Origin of the sequence: Pseudorhodoferax sp. Leaf267 (assembly GCF_001422405.1) — a bacterium.
Lineage (GTDB): Bacteria > Pseudomonadota > Gammaproteobacteria > Burkholderiales > Burkholderiaceae_C > Pseudorhodoferax.
The window spans coordinates 798756-817138 of sequence record NZ_LMMV01000001.1; the positions used below are offsets into that span (position 1 = coordinate 798756).

Sequence of the window (18383 nt, forward strand, 5' to 3'; positions counted from 1 at the left end):
GCAGGGTCAGCCTTTCTTGACTTCCTTGACTTCGGCGTCGACGACGTTGTCGTCGGCCGCCGGCTTGGCTGCAGATGCAGTTTCCGGGCCAGCGGACGCTGCCGCGGCCTCGGGGCCGGCCGCACCGCCTTCGGCCGCCTGCTTGGCCTGCATGTCGGCGTAGACCTTCTCGCCCAGCTTGGCCGATGCGGTCATCAGCGCGGTGGTCTTCTCTTCGATCGCGGCCTTGTCGTCACCCTTGAGCGCTTCGTCGATGTCCTTCAGCGCCTTCTCGATGGCTTCTTTTTCGGCCGCTTCGAGCTTGTCGCCATGCTCGGCCAGGCTCTTGCGCACGCTGTGGGCAGATGCTTCGCCCTGGTTGCGGGCCTGGATCACCTCGAGCTTCTTCTTGTCGTCGGCCGCGTTGAGCTCGGCGTCCTTCACCATCTGCTGGATCTCGGCTTCCGACAGGCCGGAGTTCGCCTTGATCGTGATCTTGTTTTCCTTGCCCGTGCCCTTGTCCTTGGCGCCCACGTGCAAGATGCCGTTGGCGTCGATGTCGAACGACACTTCGATCTGCGGCGTGCCGCGCGCGGCCGGCGGGATGCCTTCGAGGTTGAACTCGCCCAGCAGCTTGTTGCCGGTGGCCATCTCGCGTTCGCCCTGGTAGACCTTGATCGTCACGGCCGGCTGGTTGTCGTCGGCGGTCGAGAAGGTCTGCGCGAACTTGGTCGGGATGGTCGTGTTCTTGGTGATCATCTTGGTCATCACGCCACCCAGCGTCTCGATGCCCAGGGACAGCGGCGTCACGTCCAGCAGCAGCACGTCCTTGCGGTCACCCGACAGCACCTGGCCCTGGATCGCAGCGCCCACGGCCACGGCTTCGTCCGGGTTCACGTCCTTGCGCGGCTCGCGGCCGAAGAACTCCTTGACCTTCTCCTGCACCTTGGGCATGCGGGTCATGCCGCCGACCAGGATCACGTCATGGATGTCGGCCACCGACACGCCGGCGTCCTTGATGGCCGTGCGGCAGGGCGCGATCGTGCGTTCGATCAGCTCTTCGACCAGAGCCTCGAGCTTGGCGCGCGACAGCTTGATGTTCAGGTGCTTGGGGCCCGAGGCATCGGCCGTCACGTAGGGCAGGTTGATGTCGGTGGCAGCGCCGTTGGACAGCTCGATCTTGGCTTTCTCGGCGGCTTCCTTCAGGCGCTGCAGGGCCAGCACGTCCTTGGACAGGTCCACGCCCTGTTCCTTTTTGAACTCGGCAATGATGTAGTCGATGATGCGCTGGTCGAAGTCTTCGCCGCCCAGGAAGGTGTCGCCGTTGGTGGACAGCACTTCGAACTGCTTCTCGCCGTCGACGTCGGCGATCTCGATGATGGACACGTCGAACGTACCGCCACCCAGGTCGTACACGGCGATCTTGCGGTCGCCCTTGTCCTGCTTGTCCAGGCCGAACGCCAGCGCCGCGGCGGTGGGCTCGTTGATGATGCGCTTGACGTCCAGGCCCGCGATGCGGCCGGCGTCCTTGGTGGCCTGGCGCTGGGCGTCGTTGAAGTAGGCCGGCACCGTGATCACGGCCTCGGTCACGGTCTCGCCCAGGTAGTCCTCGGCGGTCTTCTTCATCTTGCGCAGGATGTCGGCGGAGACCTGCTGGGCCGAGATCTTGTTGCCGCGCACTTCGACCCAGGCGTCGCCGTTGTCGGCGGCCACGATCTTGTAGGGCATCAGGTCGATGTCCTTTTGCACTTCCTTCTCGGTGAACTTGCGGCCGATCAAGCGCTTGACGGCGTACAGCGTGTTGCGCGGGTTGGTCACGGCCTGGCGCTTGGCCGAGGCGCCGACCAACACTTCGCCGTCTTCCTGGTAGGCCACGATGGACGGCGTGGTGCGCGCGCCTTCCGAGTTCTCGATGACCTTGGGCGTGTTGCCCTCCATCACGGACACGCAGCTGTTGGTGGTGCCCAGATCGATGCCGATGATTTTTGCCATGTTGTTTCTCCTGCGAGTCTGAAAAGTGGGTGTGGTGCCGTTACGGCGCCAGCTGTTGCTAACGTGTGGATAAGCCTGTGCGATTCAAGGGGTCAACCCGTGGATTCGGTGCGGTTTATTGCGGCGCGGCGACGGTGACGAGCGCAGGGCGCAGCACGCGCTCGGCGATCAGGTAGCCCTTTTGCAGCACGGTGACCACGCTGTTCGGTTCCTGCTGCACGCCGGGCGCCAGCGGCACGACGCTGATGGCCTGATGCTGGTGCGGGTCGAACTTGTCACCGGGCGCCGGATCGATGGCGATGACCTTGTTGCGCTCCAGCGCACTCTTGAGCTGGCGCAGCGTGGCTTCGGCGCCCTCGCGGATCTGCTCGGGCGTGGCGTCCTTGTGGGCCAGGCCGGTCTCCAGGCTGTCCATGACGGGCAGGAGGCTGTCGGCGAAGCTCTCGACCGCGAACTTGCGCGATTTCGAGATCTCCTCATCCGCACGGCGGCGCGCGTTCTCGGCCTCGGCCTTGGCGCGCAGGAACTGGTCTGCGAGTTCGCCGCTCTTGGCCTTCAGCGTGGCCAGCTCGGCCTGGGCCTGCGCCAGCGCGTCGGCTTCGTTGGCGAACATGGCGGCCTCGCGTTCCTCGGGGCTTTGCGGCGCTTCGGCGCCAGGCTTTTCGTTGGGTTGGATGGGTTCGGTCATGCGGTGTGGAAGGTCAAGAATTGCTGACAACGGCGCTAGCTGGGGATTGACCCTGGTCTTTCAAGGGTCGCGCTGGCTGCCACGAGAAAAAATTAGGCGATGTGCGGCGGCCCAGCCGTCAGCCGAAGCGCAAAACTGCGGTCGAAAAAAAGCCGGCATCTGCCGGCCTTACGGAGCGCGGGGCGCTCAGGCAGAGACGCCGAGCAACTCCACGTCGAACTTCAGCGTCGCGTTCGGAGGGATCACGCCGCCAGCGCCGCGCGCGCCGTAGCCCAGCTCCGCCGGGATGATCAGCGTGCGCTTGCCGCCGACCTGCATGCCGGCCACGCCTTCGTCCCAGCCGCGGATCACCATGCCGGCGCCCAGCGAGAACACGAAGGGGTCGTTGCGGTCCTTGCTGGAATCGAACTTGGCGCCTTGCGTGCCGTCGTTGTAGAGCCAGCCCGTGTAGTGCACGGTGACGCTCTTGCCTTTGACGGCCGTGTCGCCGTTGCCCAGGACGGTGTCTTCGTATTGCAGGCCGGAAGCGGTGGTGGTCATGCGGTTTCCTTGGGTCGGATGCTACCGATGTTGTAGCGAAAGGAGCGCGCCGGCCGTGGTGTGCAGCTGCAAACGGCCAGGTGGCGCGCGCGGAGCCGGCGATTATGCCAGCAGGCCCCGGCGGCCCAGGTCGCGCATCAGCGCGCCGATGCCGTAGGTCCAGGGGGTGACCTTGTCCGAGTGGTTGACGCGGTTGGCCAGGCGGCCCAGGCGCGGCGTAGCCACGGTCACGGTGTCTCCCACCACATGCGTGAAGCCCTGGCCGGGGCCGTGGCGGTCCTGCGTGGGCGCGAACATGGTGCCCAGGAACAGCACCAGCCCGTCCGGGTACTGGTGGTTCTCACCGATGGCCTGGCCGGCCAGGTCCAGCGGGTCGCGGCTGATTTTCGAGAGGCTGCTCGCGCCTTCCATGGTGAAGCCTTCTTCGCCGGTCACGCGCATGGCGAGGTCGCAGCGCCGCACGTCGTCGATGCCGAACTTGTCGTCGAAGAGGCGGATGAATGGCCCGATGGCGCAGGAGGCGTTGTTGTCCTTGGCCTTGCCCAGCAGCAGCGCGCTGCGGCCCTCGAAGTCGCGCAAGTTCACGTCGTTGCCCAGGGCCGCACCCTTGACGCGGCCGTTGCTGTCGATGGCCAGCACGATCTCGGGCTCGGGGTTGTTCCAGACACTGCCGGGGTGGATGCCGACCTCGGCGCCCGTGCCGACCGCGCTCAAGGGCTGCGACTTGGTGAAGATCTCGGCGTCCGGGCCGATGCCCACCTCCAGGTACTGCGACCAGGCGCCTTGGGCGATCAGAACCTCCTTGAGCTTCGCTGCCTCGGCCGAGCCCGGGCGGATGCTGGCCAGGTTGTCGCCGATCACGCCGACCACGGCGGCGCGCACGGCTTCGGCCCTGCCTGCGTCGCCGCGCGCCTGTTCCTCGATCACGCGTTCCAGCATGGACGCGACGAAGGTCACGCCGGCCGCCTTGATGGCCTGCAGGTCGCATGGCGCCAGCAGCCAGGGTTGGCTGGTGTGGCGTGCATTCCAGGCCGAGTTCTTCAGCACCGCCTGGGTGTCGGCGATGCGCTCGCCGCCGTGTGCCCGCACGGCGGCGGCCGGGTCGTCGTGCTCCAGCAGCGCGCTGCACGTGGCGTCCAGCCGGGACAGGTCGTACACGCCATCGGCGCGCACCTGCACCAGCACGGCACCCAGGCCCTCCTGCCACACGCGGCCGATCAGCACGGCGTCCTCGTGGTCTTCGGGCAGCAAGGCGTCAGCCTGCAGGTGTTCTTGCATCGATGTCTCCATTCAACGGGGAAGGTGGTGGAACGCTTTTCTTGGTCTGGCCAGCGGCCCACTTGTGGGCAAAGGCCGGCAGTTCGTTCAGGCGCCTGGCCAGGTCGGCGCCCAGGGGGGTGATGACGTAGCCGTCCGGCCCGTGGGTGACGAGTTCGGCCGCGCGCAGTTCCTTCAGGCGTGTGTTCAAGGTGTTCGGCGTCACGCCACCCACGCTGTCCTGCAGCAGGCGGAAGGTCTGGGCATGGCCGTCCCGCAAGGCCCACAGCACGCGCAGGGCGTAGCGGGCTTCGAGCAGCGCCAGCAACTGGAACACTGCGGGCTTGTCGCGCGGTGTCACGCCGCGGTGCCCCACGAACGGGCTGGGGCAGGGCGTGGGGCGGCGGCGGGCATCGGCAAATTGTGCCAGCGCTGTATCGAACTGCGCCAGGGCTGTACCCGAGTGCAACACCTACTTGCACGGCGCGCGGCGCGACGTGCATGCTCGCCGGCTCTGGCCAGCGCGCCCGCGCCAACACAAGGAAAACCGATGTCCGTCTACGCCGAGTTCCACCGTCGCTCCATCGAGGACCGCGACGCCTTCTGGGCCCAGCAAGCCGAGTGGATCACCTGGCAGACGCCGCCGCAGACCATCTGCGACCACAGCCAGCCGCCGTTCACGCGCTGGTTCGCAGGCGGCACGACCAACCTGTGCCACAACGCCGTGGACCGGCACCTGGCCGCGCGCGCCGACCAGGATGCGCTGATCTTCGTGTCGACCGAAGTCGGCATCGAGAAGACCTATACCTACCGCGCGCTGCACGACGAGGTGCAGCGTATGGCGGCCACGCTGCAGAGCCTGGGGATCACGACCGGCGACCGCGTGCAGATCTACATGCCCATGGTGCCCGAGGCCGTGTTCGCGATGCTGGCCTGCACGCGCATCGGCGCCATCCATTCCGTGGTCTTCGGCGGCTTCGCATCGGGCTCGCTGGCCTCGCGCATCGAGGACGCCGAGCCCAAGCTCATCGTCAGCGCCGATGCGGGCTCGCGCGGCGGCAAGGTAATTCCGTACAAGCCCTTGCTGGACGAGGCGATCCGGCTGTCGCGCCACAAGCCCGCAGCCGTGCTGCTGGTCGACCGCGGCCTGGCGCCCATGGAGCGGGTGGCCGGCCGCGACCACGACTACGCCACGCTGCGCCAGCAGCATCGGGACGCCCAGGTGCCCTGTGTGTGGGTGGATGCCACACATACCAGCTACACGCTGTACACCAGCGGCACCACCGGCAAGCCCAAAGGCGTGCAGCGCGACACGGGTGGATACGCCGTGGCGCTGGCCGCCAGCCTGCCGCACATCTTCATGGGCAAACCCGGCGAGACCTTCTTTTGCACCAGCGACATCGGCTGGGTCGTGGGCCACAGCTACATCGTCTACGGCCCGCTGATCGGTGGCATGGCGACCATCCTGTACGAGGGCTTGCCCACGCGCGGACTGGACGGCGAGGCCAACCCGGCAATCTGGTGGTCGCTGGTCGAGAAATACAAGGTCTCGGTGATGTTCAGCGCGCCGACCGCCGTGCGCGTGCTGAAGAAGCAGGATCCGGCCGCGCTGAAGCAGCACGACGTCTCCAGCCTGAAGGCCTTGTTCCTGGCCGGCGAGCCGCTGGACGAGCCCACGGGCCGCTGGATCGCCGACGCGCTGGGCGTGCCCATCATCGACAACTACTGGCAGACCGAGACCGGCTGGCCGCTCATGACCATTGCCAACGGCGTGGAAAAACGCGCCAGCAAGTTCGGCAGCCCGGGCGTGCCCATGTATGGCTTCGACGTGCGGCTGCTGGACGAGGCCACGGGCGAAGAGCTGACCGAGCCGGGGCGCAAGGGCGTCGTCGTGGTGCAGGGGCCCACGCCGCCCGGATTCATGCAGACGGTGTGGCGCGACGATGCGCGTTTCGTCAAGACCTACTGGCAGAGCATTCCTGGCCGAGAGGTCTACAGCACGTTCGACTGGGGCGTGCGCGACGCCGACGGCTACTACTTCATCCTGGGCCGCACCGACGACGTGATCAACGTGGCCGGCCACCGGCTGGGCACGCGCGAGATCGAGGAGGCCGTCTCCAGCCACCCGAACGTGGCCGAGGTCGCCGTGGTCGGCGTGGCCGACGCGCTCAAGGGCCAGGTGGCGATGGCCTTCATCGTGGCGCGCGATGCGGCCGGCCTGGACGATGCCGCTGCGCGGCTGCAATTGGAGGGCGAGGTCATGCGGGTCGTGGATGGCCAGCTCGGCGCGCTGGCCCGGCCGGCGCGCGTGCTGGTCGTGAACACCTTGCCCAAGACGCGCAGCGGCAAGCTGCTGCGCCGCGCGATCCAGGCGGTCTGCGAGCAGCGCGACACGGGCGACCTGACGACCATGGAAGACCCGGCGGCGCTGGAGCAGATCCGCGCGCTCATGGCGCGTTGAGCGCCCGGCGTGCGTGGACCGCACGCTGGGGTAACCCCCTGAGAGACGCACGCCGGGCCCGCGGCCAACATATCAGTCATTGCTTATGGACGGATATCTGATGAAGCCCTTGCTCAGCGCATCGCAGGACGTGGACCCGGGCCGGGTGTTCGAACTCGCAGCCGAGCTGTTCGGCGTGCTGTCCACGCCGATGCGGCTGCGCATCCTGTCGGCACTGTGCGGCGGCGAGCGCTCGGTCTGGCAACTGCTCGAGCAGGTCGACACCACGCAGCCCAACCTGTCGCAGCACCTCAACGTGCTGTACCGCTCGGGGCTGCTGGCGCGGCGCAAGGAAGGCACGCAGGTGCTCTACCGCGTGCAGAGCGAGCGCGCCGTGATGCTGTGCCGCGCCGTCTGCACGCAGATCGCCATCGAGGTCGACGAGCCGGTGCAGGTGCCGACATCCGAACGCCTGGTGGGGCGGGCCGTGCCATGAGCCTCGCCCAGCCGCCCGAAGACACGCATCACCGCAGCGCGCAGCGCGACGGTATTCCTGGGAGCCTGACGCGGGCGCCCGAGGGTTTTCTCAATGCTGCGCAGATCCGCGAGGTGCGGGCGGGCCGGCGCAGCTTCCTGGCCGGCGCGATGGCGGCAGCACTGGCCGGCGGCGCACGCGCAGCCGGCGAGGGCGACCAGGAGATCCTGGAGCTGCCCGAGCACAGCAAGGCTCTGGGCCAGCCCGTCGCCGCGCGTGGCTACGGCCAGCCCAGCGTATGGGAGCAAAACCTGCAGCGCCGCGAGAGCCCGGGCCTCACGCGCGTGCGCCGGTCCAGCGTGAGTTTCTGCCCGCTGCAGGGGCTGTTCGGCATCGTCACGCCCAGCGGGCTGCACGTCGAACGACACCACCAGGGCTGGTGGGACATCGACCCGTCGCGCCACCGGCTGATGCTCAACGGCAGCGACGCCACCATGCTCCAGCGCCCCATGGTGTTCACGATGGACGCGCTCACTGGACTACCTTCGGCCTGACGGCCTGCGGTGCGAGCGCCTTCGGGCGGCCGGGCGGCGCTCATGCGCCTGCCCAGCGTGAGCCGCATGCACTTCATCGAATGCGGCGCCAACACCGGCATGGAATGGGGCAACGTCGCCGTGCCCACGGTGCAGTACACGCACGGCATGCTCAGCTGTAGCGAGTACACGGGCGTGCCCTTGCGCGTGCTGCTGGAGATGTGCGGTGCCGACTTCAAGCGCGGGCGCTTCGTGCTGGCCGAGGGCGCCGATGGTTCGGGCATGACGCGCACCATTGCCATCGAGCAGGTTCTGAACGACGAAGTGTTGGTCGCTTACGGCCAGAACGGCGAGATGCTGCGGCCCGAGAACGGCTACCCGCTGCGCCTGGTCGTGCCGGGCGTGCAGGGTGTCAGCTGGGTCAAGTACCTGCGCCGCATCGAGCTGGGCGATCTTCCCTGGGCGACCAAGGACGAGGCTATCCACTACATCGACCTGATGCCCGACGGCCGGCACCGGCAGTACACCTCGGTGCAGGAGGTCAAGAGCGTGATCACCTCGCCCAGCGGCGGCCAGATGGTGCTGGAGAAAGGCTTTCACAACATCACCGGCCTGGCCTGGAGCGGGCGCGGCAAGGTCCGGCGCGTTGACGTCGCGGTGGATGGCGGGCGCAACTGGCGGCCGGCGCGGCTGCAGGCGCCGGTGCTGTCCAAATGCCTCACACGGTTCCAGTGCAACTGGGCCTGGCACGGCGAGGCCGCCCTGCTGATGAGCCGCGCCGTCGACGAGACCGGCCATGTGCAGCCGACCTATGCGGCCCTGCGCCAGCGGCGCGGCACGCGCAGCATCTACCACAACAACGCGAGCCAGACCTGGCTGGTGGAGCCTGGCGGCGAGGTGCGCAATGTCCAGCTGTCGTGATGCGCTGCTGCTGGCGTGCGCCTTGGCCGGCACGGCTGCGCTGGCGCAGGCAACGCGCTTTGACGGCATCGGCCGCGGTGCCACGCCGGCCGAGGTTGCGGCCTGGGACATCGACGTGCGGCCGGACTTGCAGGGCCTGCCGCGAGGGCAGGACACGGTGCGGCGCGGCGAGCAGATCTGGGAGGCGCAGTGCGCGTTCTGCCACGGCAGCTTCGGCGAGAGCAACGAAGTCTTCCCGCCCCTGGTGGGCGGCACCACGCCCGATGACATCCGCCAGGGCCGCGTCGCCGGCCTGCTGCCCGGCGCCAACACGCCAGTGCGCACGACCATGATGAAGGTGGCCCACGTCTCCACGCTGTGGGACTACATCCGCCGCGCCATGCCGTGGACCGCGCCCCGGTCGCTGACGGTGGACGAGGTCTATGCCGTGACGGCCTACATGCTGAACCTGGCACACGTGCTGCCCGACGACGGCGCGCTGTCGGACCGCAACATGCGCGAGGTGCAGCAGCGCATGCCGAACCGCGAGGGCATGGACACGCGCCATGCCATGTGGCCGGGCCAGGCGTTCGGCGCGCTGTCGAAGCCCGACGTGCAGGGCTCGGACTGCATGCGCGACTGCCCGGGCCAGGCCCACGTGGCCGGCCGTCTGCCGGACCATGCACGTGACGCGCATGGCAACCTGGCCGAACAGTCGCGCGGCATCGGTGCCACGCGCGGTGTGCAGACCACGGCACAGGCGCAGGGCGCAACGCCTGTCCCCGCCACCGAAGGCGCGGCGCTGATGCCCATGCTGCAGAGGAACGCGTGCCTGGCCTGCCATGCCATGGACGCGAGGCTGGTCGGCCCCTCGTTCCGCGAGATCACAGCCCGTCACGCGGGCCAGGCCGATGCCGCTGCCTACTTGGCCGGCAAGACCCAGGCCGGCAGCCAGGGCGCGTGGGGCAATGTGCCCAAGCCCGCCCAGACCCTGCCCGAGGCCGATGCCCGGCGGATCGCGCAGTGGCTGGCGGCAGGGGCCGCGCCATGACAAAGCCTTCTGCGGCCCTGGCCCGCACCCGGTTACTAGAATCCCCGCCCTTCACTAGGAGCCCCCATGGAACGTCGTGAATTCATGAACAAGAGCACCGGCGCCGCGGCGTTGGGCCTGGCGGTCGGCAGCGGCCTGCTGCCCGCCACGGCTGCAGCGCAGGATGCAGCCGGCTGGAACAAGGCGGCCTTCGACTCGAAGTCGCTGGCCGAGGCCGTGAAGGCACTGGGCGGTGGCACGGCGGTCGAGAGCAAGGACCTGGTACTGCAGGCGCCCGAGATCGCCGAGAACGGTGCCGTGGTGCGCATCGGCGCGCAGAGCAACCTGGCCTCCACGACGCAGATCGCGCTGGTCGTCGAGAAGAACCCGAACGCCCTTGCCGCGCTGTTCGACCTGCCGGCCGGCACCGATGCCAACGTGTCGACCAACGTGAAGATGGGGCAGTCGTCCAACGTCTACGCAGTGGCCAAGGCGGGCGACAAGTTCTACTACGCGGTCAAGGAAGTCAAGGTCACGCTCGGTGGCTGCGGCGGCTGAAAGGAAGACGAGATGAGCGATCCGATGCGAATCCGGGCCCAGGCCCAGGGCGACAAGACCACGGTGCGTGTGCTGGTCAGCCACGAGATGGAAAGCGGCCAGCGCCGTGACGCGGCCGGCAAGCTGATTCCGGCCTGGTTCATCCAGAACATCCAGGCCACGCACGACGGCAAGGTCGTCATGCGTGCGCAATGGGGCCCGGCGGTTTCCAAGAACCCGTTCATGCAGTTCGCGTTCAGGGGCGGCAAGGCCGGCGACAAGGTGGTCGTGAGCTGGGTCGACAACCGCGGCGACAAGCGCAGCGACGAGGCCACGATCGCCTGAGGCGGGGTGCCCTGCAAAGCGCCGGCACAGGCGCCCCGCACAACGACAGCACGAGGAGACGCACGATGAGATGGACCACCGCCTTGCTGGCAGCGGCGCTGCTACCGCTGGCTGCGCAGGCGCACAAGAGCACAGCCGAAGGCATCGCCGAGTACCGCGCCATGCTGGCCGATGGCAACCCGGCCGAGCTGTTCGAAGCGCGCGGCGAGGACCTGTGGAAGCAGCCACGCGGCCCGAAGAACGCGTCGCTGCAGCAGTGCGACCTGGGCCAGGGGCCGGGCGTGGTCAAGGGCGCCTTCGTCCAGCTGCCGCGCTGGTTCGCCGACACGCAGCGCGTGCAGGACCTCGAATCGCGATTGCTCACCTGCATGGAAAGGCTGCAGGGCCTGAACGCCGCGGCCATTGCCGCCGAGCGCTTCGGCGTCGGCGAGCAGAAGAACATGGAGTCGCTCGTGGCCTGGATCTCGGCCGAGTCGCGCGGCATGAAGTTCGACCTGCCTACCGCGTGTCCAGCGGCGAGCTGTGGAGCATGCAGCGCCGCCTCAACGATTGCTACCGGCAGCAGCGCTTTCCGTACCCGGGTTTCGGCTCGGACGCGACGATCGCGCTGTCGGTCTACATGGGTGTGAACGGCCGGGGTGGCGAATCCATCGCGCCCGCGCTCAAACGCTGAAGGGGCGTCCATGCAAAGCATCTACCTGCCCCTCGCCGCCGTGCTGCTGTCCGCCTGCGCGAGCGCTCCCACCCCGCAGGACGTGGACGCCGCCACGCGCGCGGCCATCGCATCCTCGTTCCGCGCGCAGGGAATTGCCGGCATGGACCGGCTGGCGAACCTGCAGAACCAGTCGAACCAGGCCTGTTCCGAAGCCATGGGCCAGCCGCTGGAGGCCAGCCTGGCCAAGGCCATCGAAGAGGCCAACCAGAAGACCGTTCGGCCGCCCGCCGATGGCCGCTATGTCGGAGACTGGCGTGAGGGCGAGCGCATCGCGCAGAACGGCCGGGGCCTGACCTGGACCGACGCGCCCGGCGCGCTGAACGGCGGCAGTTGCCACAACTGCCACCAGATCGGCAAGGCCGAGCTGTCGTTCGGCAGCATCGGCCCCAGCCTGTACCAGTACGGCCGGCTGCGCGGCGTGGCCGACCCGGCCGCGCCCGACAGCCGCGCCATCGTCGAATACACCTGGGGCAAGCTGTGGAACGCCAAGGGCACGAACGCGTGTTCCGGCATGCCGCGCTTCGGCCACGCCGGTATCCTGAACGAGCAGCAACTGCGCGACGTGATGGCGCTGCTGCTGGACCCGCAGTCGCCCGTGAACGCCCAATGAGCGCCGCGCTGGGCCGCCCCAGGAAAGCTCGCTCACGCCTGGCGGGACAGGCCGCAGGCCGATGGGTGCACCAGTGACGCTGTCGCGCCGCGAGTTCACGGGCGTGCTGGCCGCGGCCATGGCCTCGGGCCTGCCGATGGGTTGTGCCATCCAGCCCGAGCGGGCGGCCAGCACGCTGTACGACCTGCCGCGCTTCGGCAACGTGCACCTGCTGCACATGACGGACTGCCACGCGCAACTGCTGCCCGTGTATTTCCGCGAGCCCTCGGTAAACCTGGGCGTGGGTGGCATGCAGGGCCAGGTGCCGCATCTGGTCGGCGAACACCTGCTGCGCGCCGCGGGCTTGCAGGCCGGCAGCCGCGAAGCCCATGCCTTGACTTACCTGGACTTCGAACGCGCCGCGCGGCAGTACGGCAAGGTGGGCGGCTTCGCGCACCTGGCAACGCTGGTGCAGCAACTCAAGGCCACGCGGCCCGGCGCGCTGCTGCTCGATGGTGGCGACACCTGGCAGGGCAGTGCGACCGCGCTGTGGTCGCAGGGCCAGGACATGGTGGACGCGACCCGGCTCCTGGGCGTGGACATGATGACCGGCCACTGGGAGTTCACCTATGGCGCCGAACGCGTGCAGCAGGTCGTCGAGCGCGACCTGGCCGGCCACATCGAGTTCCTCGCGCACAACGTGAAGACGCGTGACTTCGGCGACCCGGTGTTCAAGCCCTACAGCCTGCGCCAGATGAACGGCGCGACGGTCGCCGTGATCGGCCAGGCCTTCCCCTACACGCCGATCGCCAACCCCGGCTGGCTGGTGCCCGACTGGACCTTCGGCATCCAGGAGCAGGAGCTGCAGGCCCTGGTCACCGAAGTGCGCGGCAAGGGCGCGCAGGCTGTCGTGCTGCTGAGCCACAACGGCATGGACGTGGACCTCAAGCTGGCCGGCCGCGTGCGCGGCATCGACGCGATCCTGGGCGGCCACACGCACGACGGCGTGCCCGTGCCCGTCGTCGTGCGCAACCCGGGTGGCCAGACCGTGGTCACCAACGCCGGCAGCAACGGCAAGTTCCTCGGCGTGCTGGACCTGCAGGTGCAGGGCGGCAAGGTGAGCGACTTGCGCTACCGGCTGCTGCCCGTGTTCGCCGACCTGCTGCCGGCCGACCCGGCGATGGCCGCGTTGATCGACCGCATCCGTGCGCCGCACGAAAGCCGGCTGGCCCACAAGCTGGCCGTGAGCGACGAACTGCTGTACCGCCGCGGCAATTTCAACGGCAGCTTCGACCAGTTGATCCTGGACGCCATGATGGATGTGCGCGGCGCCGAGATGGCGTTCTCCCCCGGCTTTCGCTGGGGCACCAGCCTGCTGCCCGGGCAGGCCATCACGCGCGAGCATGTGATGGACCAGACCGCCATCACCTACCCCTGGAGCACGCTCACCGACATGCGCGGCGACATGCTCAAGACCGTGCTCGAAGACGTGGCCGACAACCTGTTCAACCCCGACCCGTACTACCAGCAAGGTGGTGACATGGTGCGCGTGGGCGGGCTCACGTATGCCTGCGAGCCGGCTGCCGGCATGGGTGCACGCATCTCCGACATGCGGTTGAACGGGCGGCCCATCGAGGCCGACAAGACCTACAGGGTGGCCGGCTGGGCGCCCGTTGCGCAGGCCAGCCGCAATGCCGGGCCACCGATCTGGGAGGTCGTGGAGACGTGGCTCGCGGCGCACCCGGTGGTCGCGCCGCGCCGTCTGAACAACCCGCTCTTGCGCGGTGTGCAAGGCAACGCGGGGGTGGGCTGACGCGTTGCATGCCGTTGCCCTTGCGCATCAGATTGCCGCACGGGCCCGAGTTTTCAGTGTGATAATCGCCGCCGAACTCGGCCCTTCCCCAGCCACAGTCGCATCCGCCAACCGGTTCAGCCGTGCCGCGGAAGGTTAATCAAACAGCTTTAACCAGCTAATGTTCCCTCAAGGGGAACGGAGGTCAGCGGAATATGAGCGACTCGACATCGTCGGTCTACAGCGCCTATTTGGGCAACACTTATCTCTTCGGGGGCAACGCGCCCTATGTCGAAGAGCTCTACGAAAACTACCTCGCCAACCCTGGCAGCGTGCCCGACAACTGGCGCGAGTATTTCGACGCCCTGCAGCATGTGCCCGCCGTCGACGGCAGCAACATGCGCGACGTGCCCCACCTGCCGGTGGTCAACGCCTTCGCCGAGCGCGCCAAGCAGGGCCAGACCAAGGTCGTGGTGGCCAGTGCCGATTCCGAGATGGGCCGCAAGCGCACGGCCGTCCAGCAGCTGATCGCCGCCTACCGCAATGTCGGCGCCCGCTGGGCCGATCTCGACCCGCTCAAGCGCGACGTGCGCGATGACATTCCCGAGCTCGAACTGTCGTTCTACGGCTTCTCCGACGCCGACCAGGAGACCGTGTTCAACACCAGCAACACGTTCTTCGGCAAAGACACCATGTCCCTGCGCGACCTCACGAACGCGCTGCGCGAGACCTACTGCGGCACGATCGGCGCCGAGTACATGTACGCGACCGACCAGACCGAAAAGCGCTGGTGGCAGCAACGCCTGGAAAGCATTCGCAGCAAGCCCAACTTCGACGCACAGAAGAAAAAGGACATCCTGGACCGCCTGACCGCGGCCGAGGGCCTGGAGCGCTTCCTGCACACCAAGTACGTGGGCCAGAAGCGCTTCTCGCTCGAAGGCGGCGAGAGCTTCATCGCCTCGATGGACGAGCTGGTCCAGCTGGCTGGTACGCGCGGCGTGCAGGAGGTCGTGATCGGCATGGCCCACCGTGGCCGCCTGAACGTGCTCGTGAACATCCTGGGCAAGATGCCCGCCGACCTGTTCGCCGAGTTCGACCACACCGCGCCGGAGGAACTGACCTCGGGCGACGTGAAGTACCACCAGGGCTTCTCGAGCGACGTGGCGACCCCCGGCGGCCCGGTGCATTTGTCGCTGGCCTTCAACCCCTCGCACCTGGAAATCGTGAACCCCGTGGTCGAAGGCTCGGTCAAGGCTCGCCTGGACCGCCGCGGCGACACCGAAGGCGACACCGTGTTGCCCGTGCTGGTGCACGGCGACGCGGCCTTCGCCGGCCAGGGCGTGATCATGGAAACGCTGGCGCTGGCGCAGACGCGCGGCTACTACACCGGCGGCACGGTCCACATCGTCATCAACAACCAGATCGGCTTCACGACCAGCGACCCGCGCGACAGTCGCTCCACGCTGTACTGCACCGACGTCGTCAAGATGATCGAGGCGCCCGTGCTGCACGTGAACGGCGACGACCCGGAGGCCGTCGTGCTGGCCACGCAACTGGCCCTGGACTACCGCCAGGAGTTCAACAAGGACGTGGTCGTCGACATCGTCTGCTTCCGCAAGCTGGGCCACAACGAGCAGGACACGCCCAGCCTGACGCAGCCGCTGATGTACAAGAAGATCGCCCAGCACCCCGGCACGCGCAAGCTGTACGCCGACAAGCTGGCCACGCAGGGCCTGGGTGACACGCTGGGCGACGACATGGTGAAAGCCTTCCGGGCCGCCATGGACGCCGGCAAGCACACCGAAGAGATCACGATCAGCAACTTCAAGAGCAAGTACGCCGTCGACTGGGCGCCGTACCTGAACAAGCGCTGGACCGATGCGGCCGACACCGCGATCCCGTTGACCGAGTGGAAGCGCCTGTCCGAGCGCATCACCACCATCCCCGCCACCGTCACGCCGCACCCGCTGGTCAAGAAGGTCTATGACGACCGCGCCGCCATGGGCCGTGGCGAGATCAATGTGGACTGGGGCATGGGCGAGCACATGGCTTTTGCCTCGCTGGTGGCCAGCGGCTATCCGGTGCGCCTGTCGGGCGAAGACTGCGGCCGTGGCACCTTCAGCCACCGCCATTCCGTCATCCATGACCAGAACCGCGAAAAGTGGGACACCGGCACCTACACGCCGCTGCACCACGCGGCCGATGGCCAGGCGCCATTCGTCGTGATCGACTCCATCCTGTCCGAAGAGGCGGTGCTGGGCTTCGAGTACGGCTACGCCTCCAACGACCCGAACACGCTGGTGATCTGGGAAGCCCAGTTCGGCGACTTCGTGAACGGTGCGCAGGTCGTGATCGACCAGTTCATCGCGTCCGGCGAAGTGAAGTGGGGCCGGGTCAACGGCATCACGCTGATGCTGCCGCACGGCTACGAAGGCCAGGGCCCCGAGCACAGCTCGGCCCGCCTGGAGCGCTTCATGCAGCTGTCGGCCGATACCAACATGCAGGTGGTGCAGCCCACGACGGCCAGCCAGATCTTCCACGTGCTGCGCCGCCAGCAGATCCGCAATCTGCGCAAGCCGCTGATCATCATGACGCCGAAGTCGCTGCTGCGTAACAAGGACGCGACCTCGCCGCTGACCGAGTTCACCAAGGGCACGTTCCAGACCGTGATCCCGGACCAGAGCGATGCCGTGGCCAAGAACGCGGCCAAGGTCAAGCGCGTGATCGCCTGCTCGGGCAAGGTCTACTACGACCTGGCCAAGAAGCGCGAGGAGCGCGGTGCCGACGACGTGGCCATCATCCGCGTCGAGCAGCTCTACCCGTTCCCGCACAAGGCGTTCGCGACCGAGCTCAAGAAGTACCCGAGCCTGGTCGACGTGGTGTGGTGCCAGGACGAGCCGCAGAACCAGGGCGCCTGGTTCTTCGTGCAGCACTACATCCACGAGAACATGAGCGACGGGCAGAAGCTGGGCTACTCCGGCCGTGCGGCCTCGGCCTCGCCGGCGGTGGGCTACGCGCACCTGCACCAGGAGCAGCAAAAGGCCTTGGTGGATGGCGCGTTCGCCAAGCTCAAGGGCTTCGTGCTGACCAAGTAATTCGTTGACTGAACAAAAAAACCGGAAGCAGAAAAATGGCGATCGTTGAAGTGAAGGTTCCGCAACTGTCGGAATCGGTGGCAGAAGCCACCATGTTGCAGTGGAAGAAGAAGGCTGGCGACGCTGTCGCCATCGATGAAATCCTGATCGAGATCGAGACCGACAAGGTCGTGCTGGAAGTGCCGGCGCCCGCCGCCGGCGTGCTGGCCGAGATCGTCCAGGCCGATGGCGCCACCGTCGTCGCCGATCAGCTGATCGCGCGCATCGACACCGAAGGCAAGGCCGGCGCCGCCGCGCCTGCCGCAGCGCCGGCCGCGGCCGCACCCGCCGCAGCGCCTGCTGCAGCGTCGACACCGGCACCCGCTGGCGGCGGCAGCAAGGGCGACGTGGCCATGCCGGCCGCTGCCAAGCTGCTGGCCGAGAACAACCTGTCCGCCAGCGCCGTGGCCGGCACCGGCAAGGATGGCCGCGTGACCAAGGGCGACGCACTCGGTGCCGTGGCCGCAGGCGCTGCCAAGCCCGCGCCCGCACCGGTCGCCATCCCCACCGGCGCGCCCAAGAGCACGCTGCCGCAGGTCGCCTCGCCCACGGCGCCGGACCTGGGTGACCGCCCCGAGCAGCGCGTGCCGATGAGTCGTCTGCGTGCTCGCGTGGCCGAGCGTCTGCTGCAGTCGCAGTCGACCAACGCCATCCTGACGACCTTCAACGAAGTCAACATGGCTCCGGTCATGGACATGCGCAAGAAGTTCCAGGACACCTTCACCAAGGAACACGGCGTGAAGATCGGCTTCATGAGCTTCTTCGTGAAGGCCGCGGTCCATGCGCTCAAGAAGTACCCGGTGCTCAACGCCTCGGTGGACGGCAACGACATCGTCTACCACGGCTACTTCGACATCGGCATCGCCGTCGGTTCGCCGCGCGGGCTGGTCGTGCCCATCCTGCGCAATGCCGACCAGATGAGCTTTGCCGACATCGAAAAGAAGATCGCCGAGTACGGCAAGAAGGCCTCCGAAGGCAAGCTGGGCATCGAAGAGATGACCGGCGGCACCTTCTCCATCTCCAATGGCGGCACCTTCGGCTCCATGCTGTCCACGCCCATCATCAACCCGCCGCAGTCGGCCATCCTGGGCGTGCACGCGACCAAGGACCGCGCCGTGGTGGAGAACGGGCAGATCGTGATCCGCCCGATCAACTACCTGGCGATGAGCTACGACCACCGCATCATCGACGGCCGCGAAGCCGTGCTGGGCCTGGTGGCGATGAAGGAAGCGCTGGAAGACCCGACGCGCCTGCTGTTCGATATTTGACCCACCCCCGTTTCTTGCTCACTTCGTGTGGCCGAATCCCCCCTCAAGGGGGCGCCACCAGCGGCCTGGCAGAGCCAGTTCCGCGGTGGCTCCCGAACTGGCCTGGCTGCGCCGGCCCTTGATGTTGCGGTTGGCACTCGACGTGCGCACGAGCATCAACAGAGATCCA

At 67.7% G+C, this 18383-nt stretch carries 14 protein-coding genes and 2 pseudogenes; 11 read left to right on the forward strand and 5 right to left on the reverse strand.

What is annotated here, in order from left to right; genetic code table 11:
* Positions 1-6: 6 nt before the first annotated feature.
* The 5 genes from dnaK to ASF43_RS03520 all read right to left on the reverse strand — a co-directional run bounded on the left by dnaK (position 7) and on the right by ASF43_RS03520 (position 4925).
* Positions 7-1971, reverse strand: coding sequence for a molecular chaperone DnaK (gene dnaK / locus ASF43_RS03500; RefSeq protein WP_056176679.1), 1965 nt, complete (start codon positions 1969-1971; stop codon positions 7-9).
* 115 nt (positions 1972-2086) lie between these two features.
* Positions 2087-2659: a nucleotide exchange factor GrpE gene (grpE, locus tag ASF43_RS03505; RefSeq protein WP_056176682.1), complete on the reverse strand. Its 573-nt coding sequence runs from the start codon at positions 2657-2659 to the stop codon at positions 2087-2089.
* A gap of 186 nt (positions 2660-2845) precedes the next feature.
* Complete coding sequence (locus tag ASF43_RS03510; RefSeq protein ID WP_056176685.1) at positions 2846-3199, reverse strand: FKBP-type peptidyl-prolyl cis-trans isomerase; 354 nt, start codon at positions 3197-3199, stop codon at positions 2846-2848.
* 102 nt (positions 3200-3301) lie between these two features.
* A complete protein-coding gene (locus ASF43_RS03515) occupies positions 3302-4477 on the reverse strand; it encodes a fumarylacetoacetate hydrolase family protein (protein WP_056176688.1) in 1176 nt (391 codons plus the stop codon).
* A complete protein-coding gene (locus ASF43_RS03520) occupies positions 4455-4925 on the reverse strand; it encodes a helix-turn-helix domain-containing protein (protein WP_235578112.1) in 471 nt (156 codons plus the stop codon). Before ASF43_RS03520 ends, ASF43_RS03515 begins: the two co-directional genes overlap by 23 nt.
* An 81-nt stretch (positions 4926-5006) precedes the next feature.
* Between ASF43_RS03520 and ASF43_RS03525 the strand changes: the two genes are divergently transcribed.
* The 11 genes and pseudogenes from ASF43_RS03525 (at position 5007) to odhB (ending at position 18214) form a co-directional block, all read left to right on the forward strand.
* Positions 5007-6917 (forward strand): propionate--CoA ligase, encoded by a 1911-nt coding sequence (locus tag ASF43_RS03525; RefSeq protein ID WP_056176691.1) that lies wholly within the window; start codon positions 5007-5009, stop codon positions 6915-6917.
* 100 nt (positions 6918-7017) lie between these two features.
* The gene (locus ASF43_RS03530) at positions 7018-7392 is read left to right on the forward strand and encodes a helix-turn-helix transcriptional regulator (protein WP_082497566.1); all 375 of its coding nucleotides are present in this window, start codon (positions 7018-7020) and stop codon (positions 7390-7392) included.
* Positions 7389-8825, forward strand: a pseudogene (gene soxC / locus ASF43_RS03535) (sulfite dehydrogenase). The gene ASF43_RS03530 and the pseudogene soxC overlap by 4 nt, the downstream one beginning before the upstream one ends.
* Positions 8809-9855 carry a c-type cytochrome gene (locus ASF43_RS03540; RefSeq protein WP_056176696.1) on the forward strand — a complete coding sequence of 349 codons (1047 nt, stop codon included), beginning with the start codon at positions 8809-8811 and terminating at the stop codon, positions 9853-9855. Before soxC ends, ASF43_RS03540 begins: the two are co-directional and overlap by 17 nt.
* A gap of 66 nt (positions 9856-9921) precedes the next feature.
* The gene (soxY, locus tag ASF43_RS03545; RefSeq protein ID WP_056176698.1) at positions 9922-10392 is read left to right on the forward strand and encodes a thiosulfate oxidation carrier protein SoxY; all 471 of its coding nucleotides are present in this window, start codon (positions 9922-9924) and stop codon (positions 10390-10392) included.
* A 12-nt stretch (positions 10393-10404) separates the two neighbouring features.
* Positions 10405-10716, forward strand: coding sequence for a thiosulfate oxidation carrier complex protein SoxZ (gene soxZ / locus ASF43_RS03550; RefSeq protein WP_200932414.1), 312 nt, complete (start codon positions 10405-10407; stop codon positions 10714-10716).
* Between the two features lie 65 nt (positions 10717-10781).
* A pseudogene (locus ASF43_RS03555) lies at positions 10782-11389 on the forward strand (sulfur oxidation c-type cytochrome SoxA).
* A 10-nt stretch (positions 11390-11399) separates the two neighbouring features.
* On the forward strand, positions 11400-12041 hold the full coding sequence (soxX, locus tag ASF43_RS03560) for a sulfur oxidation c-type cytochrome SoxX (protein ID WP_056176701.1): 642 nt from the start codon (positions 11400-11402) through the stop codon (positions 12039-12041).
* A 61-nt stretch (positions 12042-12102) separates the two neighbouring features.
* Entirely contained in the window at positions 12103-13833 is a 1731-nt protein-coding gene (gene soxB, locus ASF43_RS03565) for a thiosulfohydrolase SoxB (protein WP_235578113.1), read from the forward strand.
* 194 nt (positions 13834-14027) lie between these two features.
* On the forward strand, positions 14028-16907 hold the full coding sequence (locus ASF43_RS03570; RefSeq protein ID WP_056176704.1) for a 2-oxoglutarate dehydrogenase E1 component: 2880 nt from the start codon (positions 14028-14030) through the stop codon (positions 16905-16907).
* Between the two features lie 35 nt (positions 16908-16942).
* Positions 16943-18214: a 2-oxoglutarate dehydrogenase complex dihydrolipoyllysine-residue succinyltransferase gene (gene odhB / locus ASF43_RS03575; protein WP_056176707.1), complete on the forward strand. Its 1272-nt coding sequence runs from the start codon at positions 16943-16945 to the stop codon at positions 18212-18214.
* The last annotated feature ends 169 nt before the right edge of the window (positions 18215-18383 follow it).

Excerpts from the sequence above, each read along its gene's own strand:
- ASF43_RS03525 (WP_056176691.1), top strand. The coding sequence starts at position 5,007 with ATGTCCGTCTACGCCGAGTTCCACCGTCGCTCCATCGAGGACCGCGAC.
- odhB (WP_056176707.1), top strand. The coding sequence starts at position 16,943 with ATGGCGATCGTTGAAGTGAAGGTTCCGCAACTGTCGGAATCGGTGGCA.
- soxX (WP_056176701.1), top strand. The coding sequence starts at position 11,400 with ATGCAAAGCATCTACCTGCCCCTCGCCGCCGTGCTGCTGTCCGCCTGC.
- ASF43_RS03540 (WP_056176696.1), top strand. The coding sequence starts at position 8,809 with ATGTCCAGCTGTCGTGATGCGCTGCTGCTGGCGTGCGCCTTGGCCGGC.
- ASF43_RS03510 (WP_056176685.1), bottom strand. The coding sequence starts at position 3,199 with ATGACCACCACCGCTTCCGGCCTGCAATACGAAGACACCGTCCTGGGC.
- ASF43_RS03515 (WP_056176688.1), bottom strand. The coding sequence starts at position 4,477 with ATGCAAGAACACCTGCAGGCTGACGCCTTGCTGCCCGAAGACCACGAG.
- soxB (WP_235578113.1), top strand. The coding sequence starts at position 12,103 with ATGGGTGCACCAGTGACGCTGTCGCGCCGCGAGTTCACGGGCGTGCTG.
- ASF43_RS03570 (WP_056176704.1), top strand. The coding sequence starts at position 14,028 with ATGAGCGACTCGACATCGTCGGTCTACAGCGCCTATTTGGGCAACACT.
- soxY (WP_056176698.1), top strand. The coding sequence starts at position 9,922 with ATGGAACGTCGTGAATTCATGAACAAGAGCACCGGCGCCGCGGCGTTG.
- ASF43_RS03530 (WP_082497566.1), top strand. The coding sequence starts at position 7,018 with ATGAAGCCCTTGCTCAGCGCATCGCAGGACGTGGACCCGGGCCGGGTG.
- dnaK (WP_056176679.1), bottom strand. The coding sequence starts at position 1,971 with ATGGCAAAAATCATCGGCATCGATCTGGGCACCACCAACAGCTGCGTG.
- grpE (WP_056176682.1), bottom strand. The coding sequence starts at position 2,659 with ATGACCGAACCCATCCAACCCAACGAAAAGCCTGGCGCCGAAGCGCCG.
- soxZ (WP_200932414.1), top strand. The coding sequence starts at position 10,405 with ATGAGCGATCCGATGCGAATCCGGGCCCAGGCCCAGGGCGACAAGACC.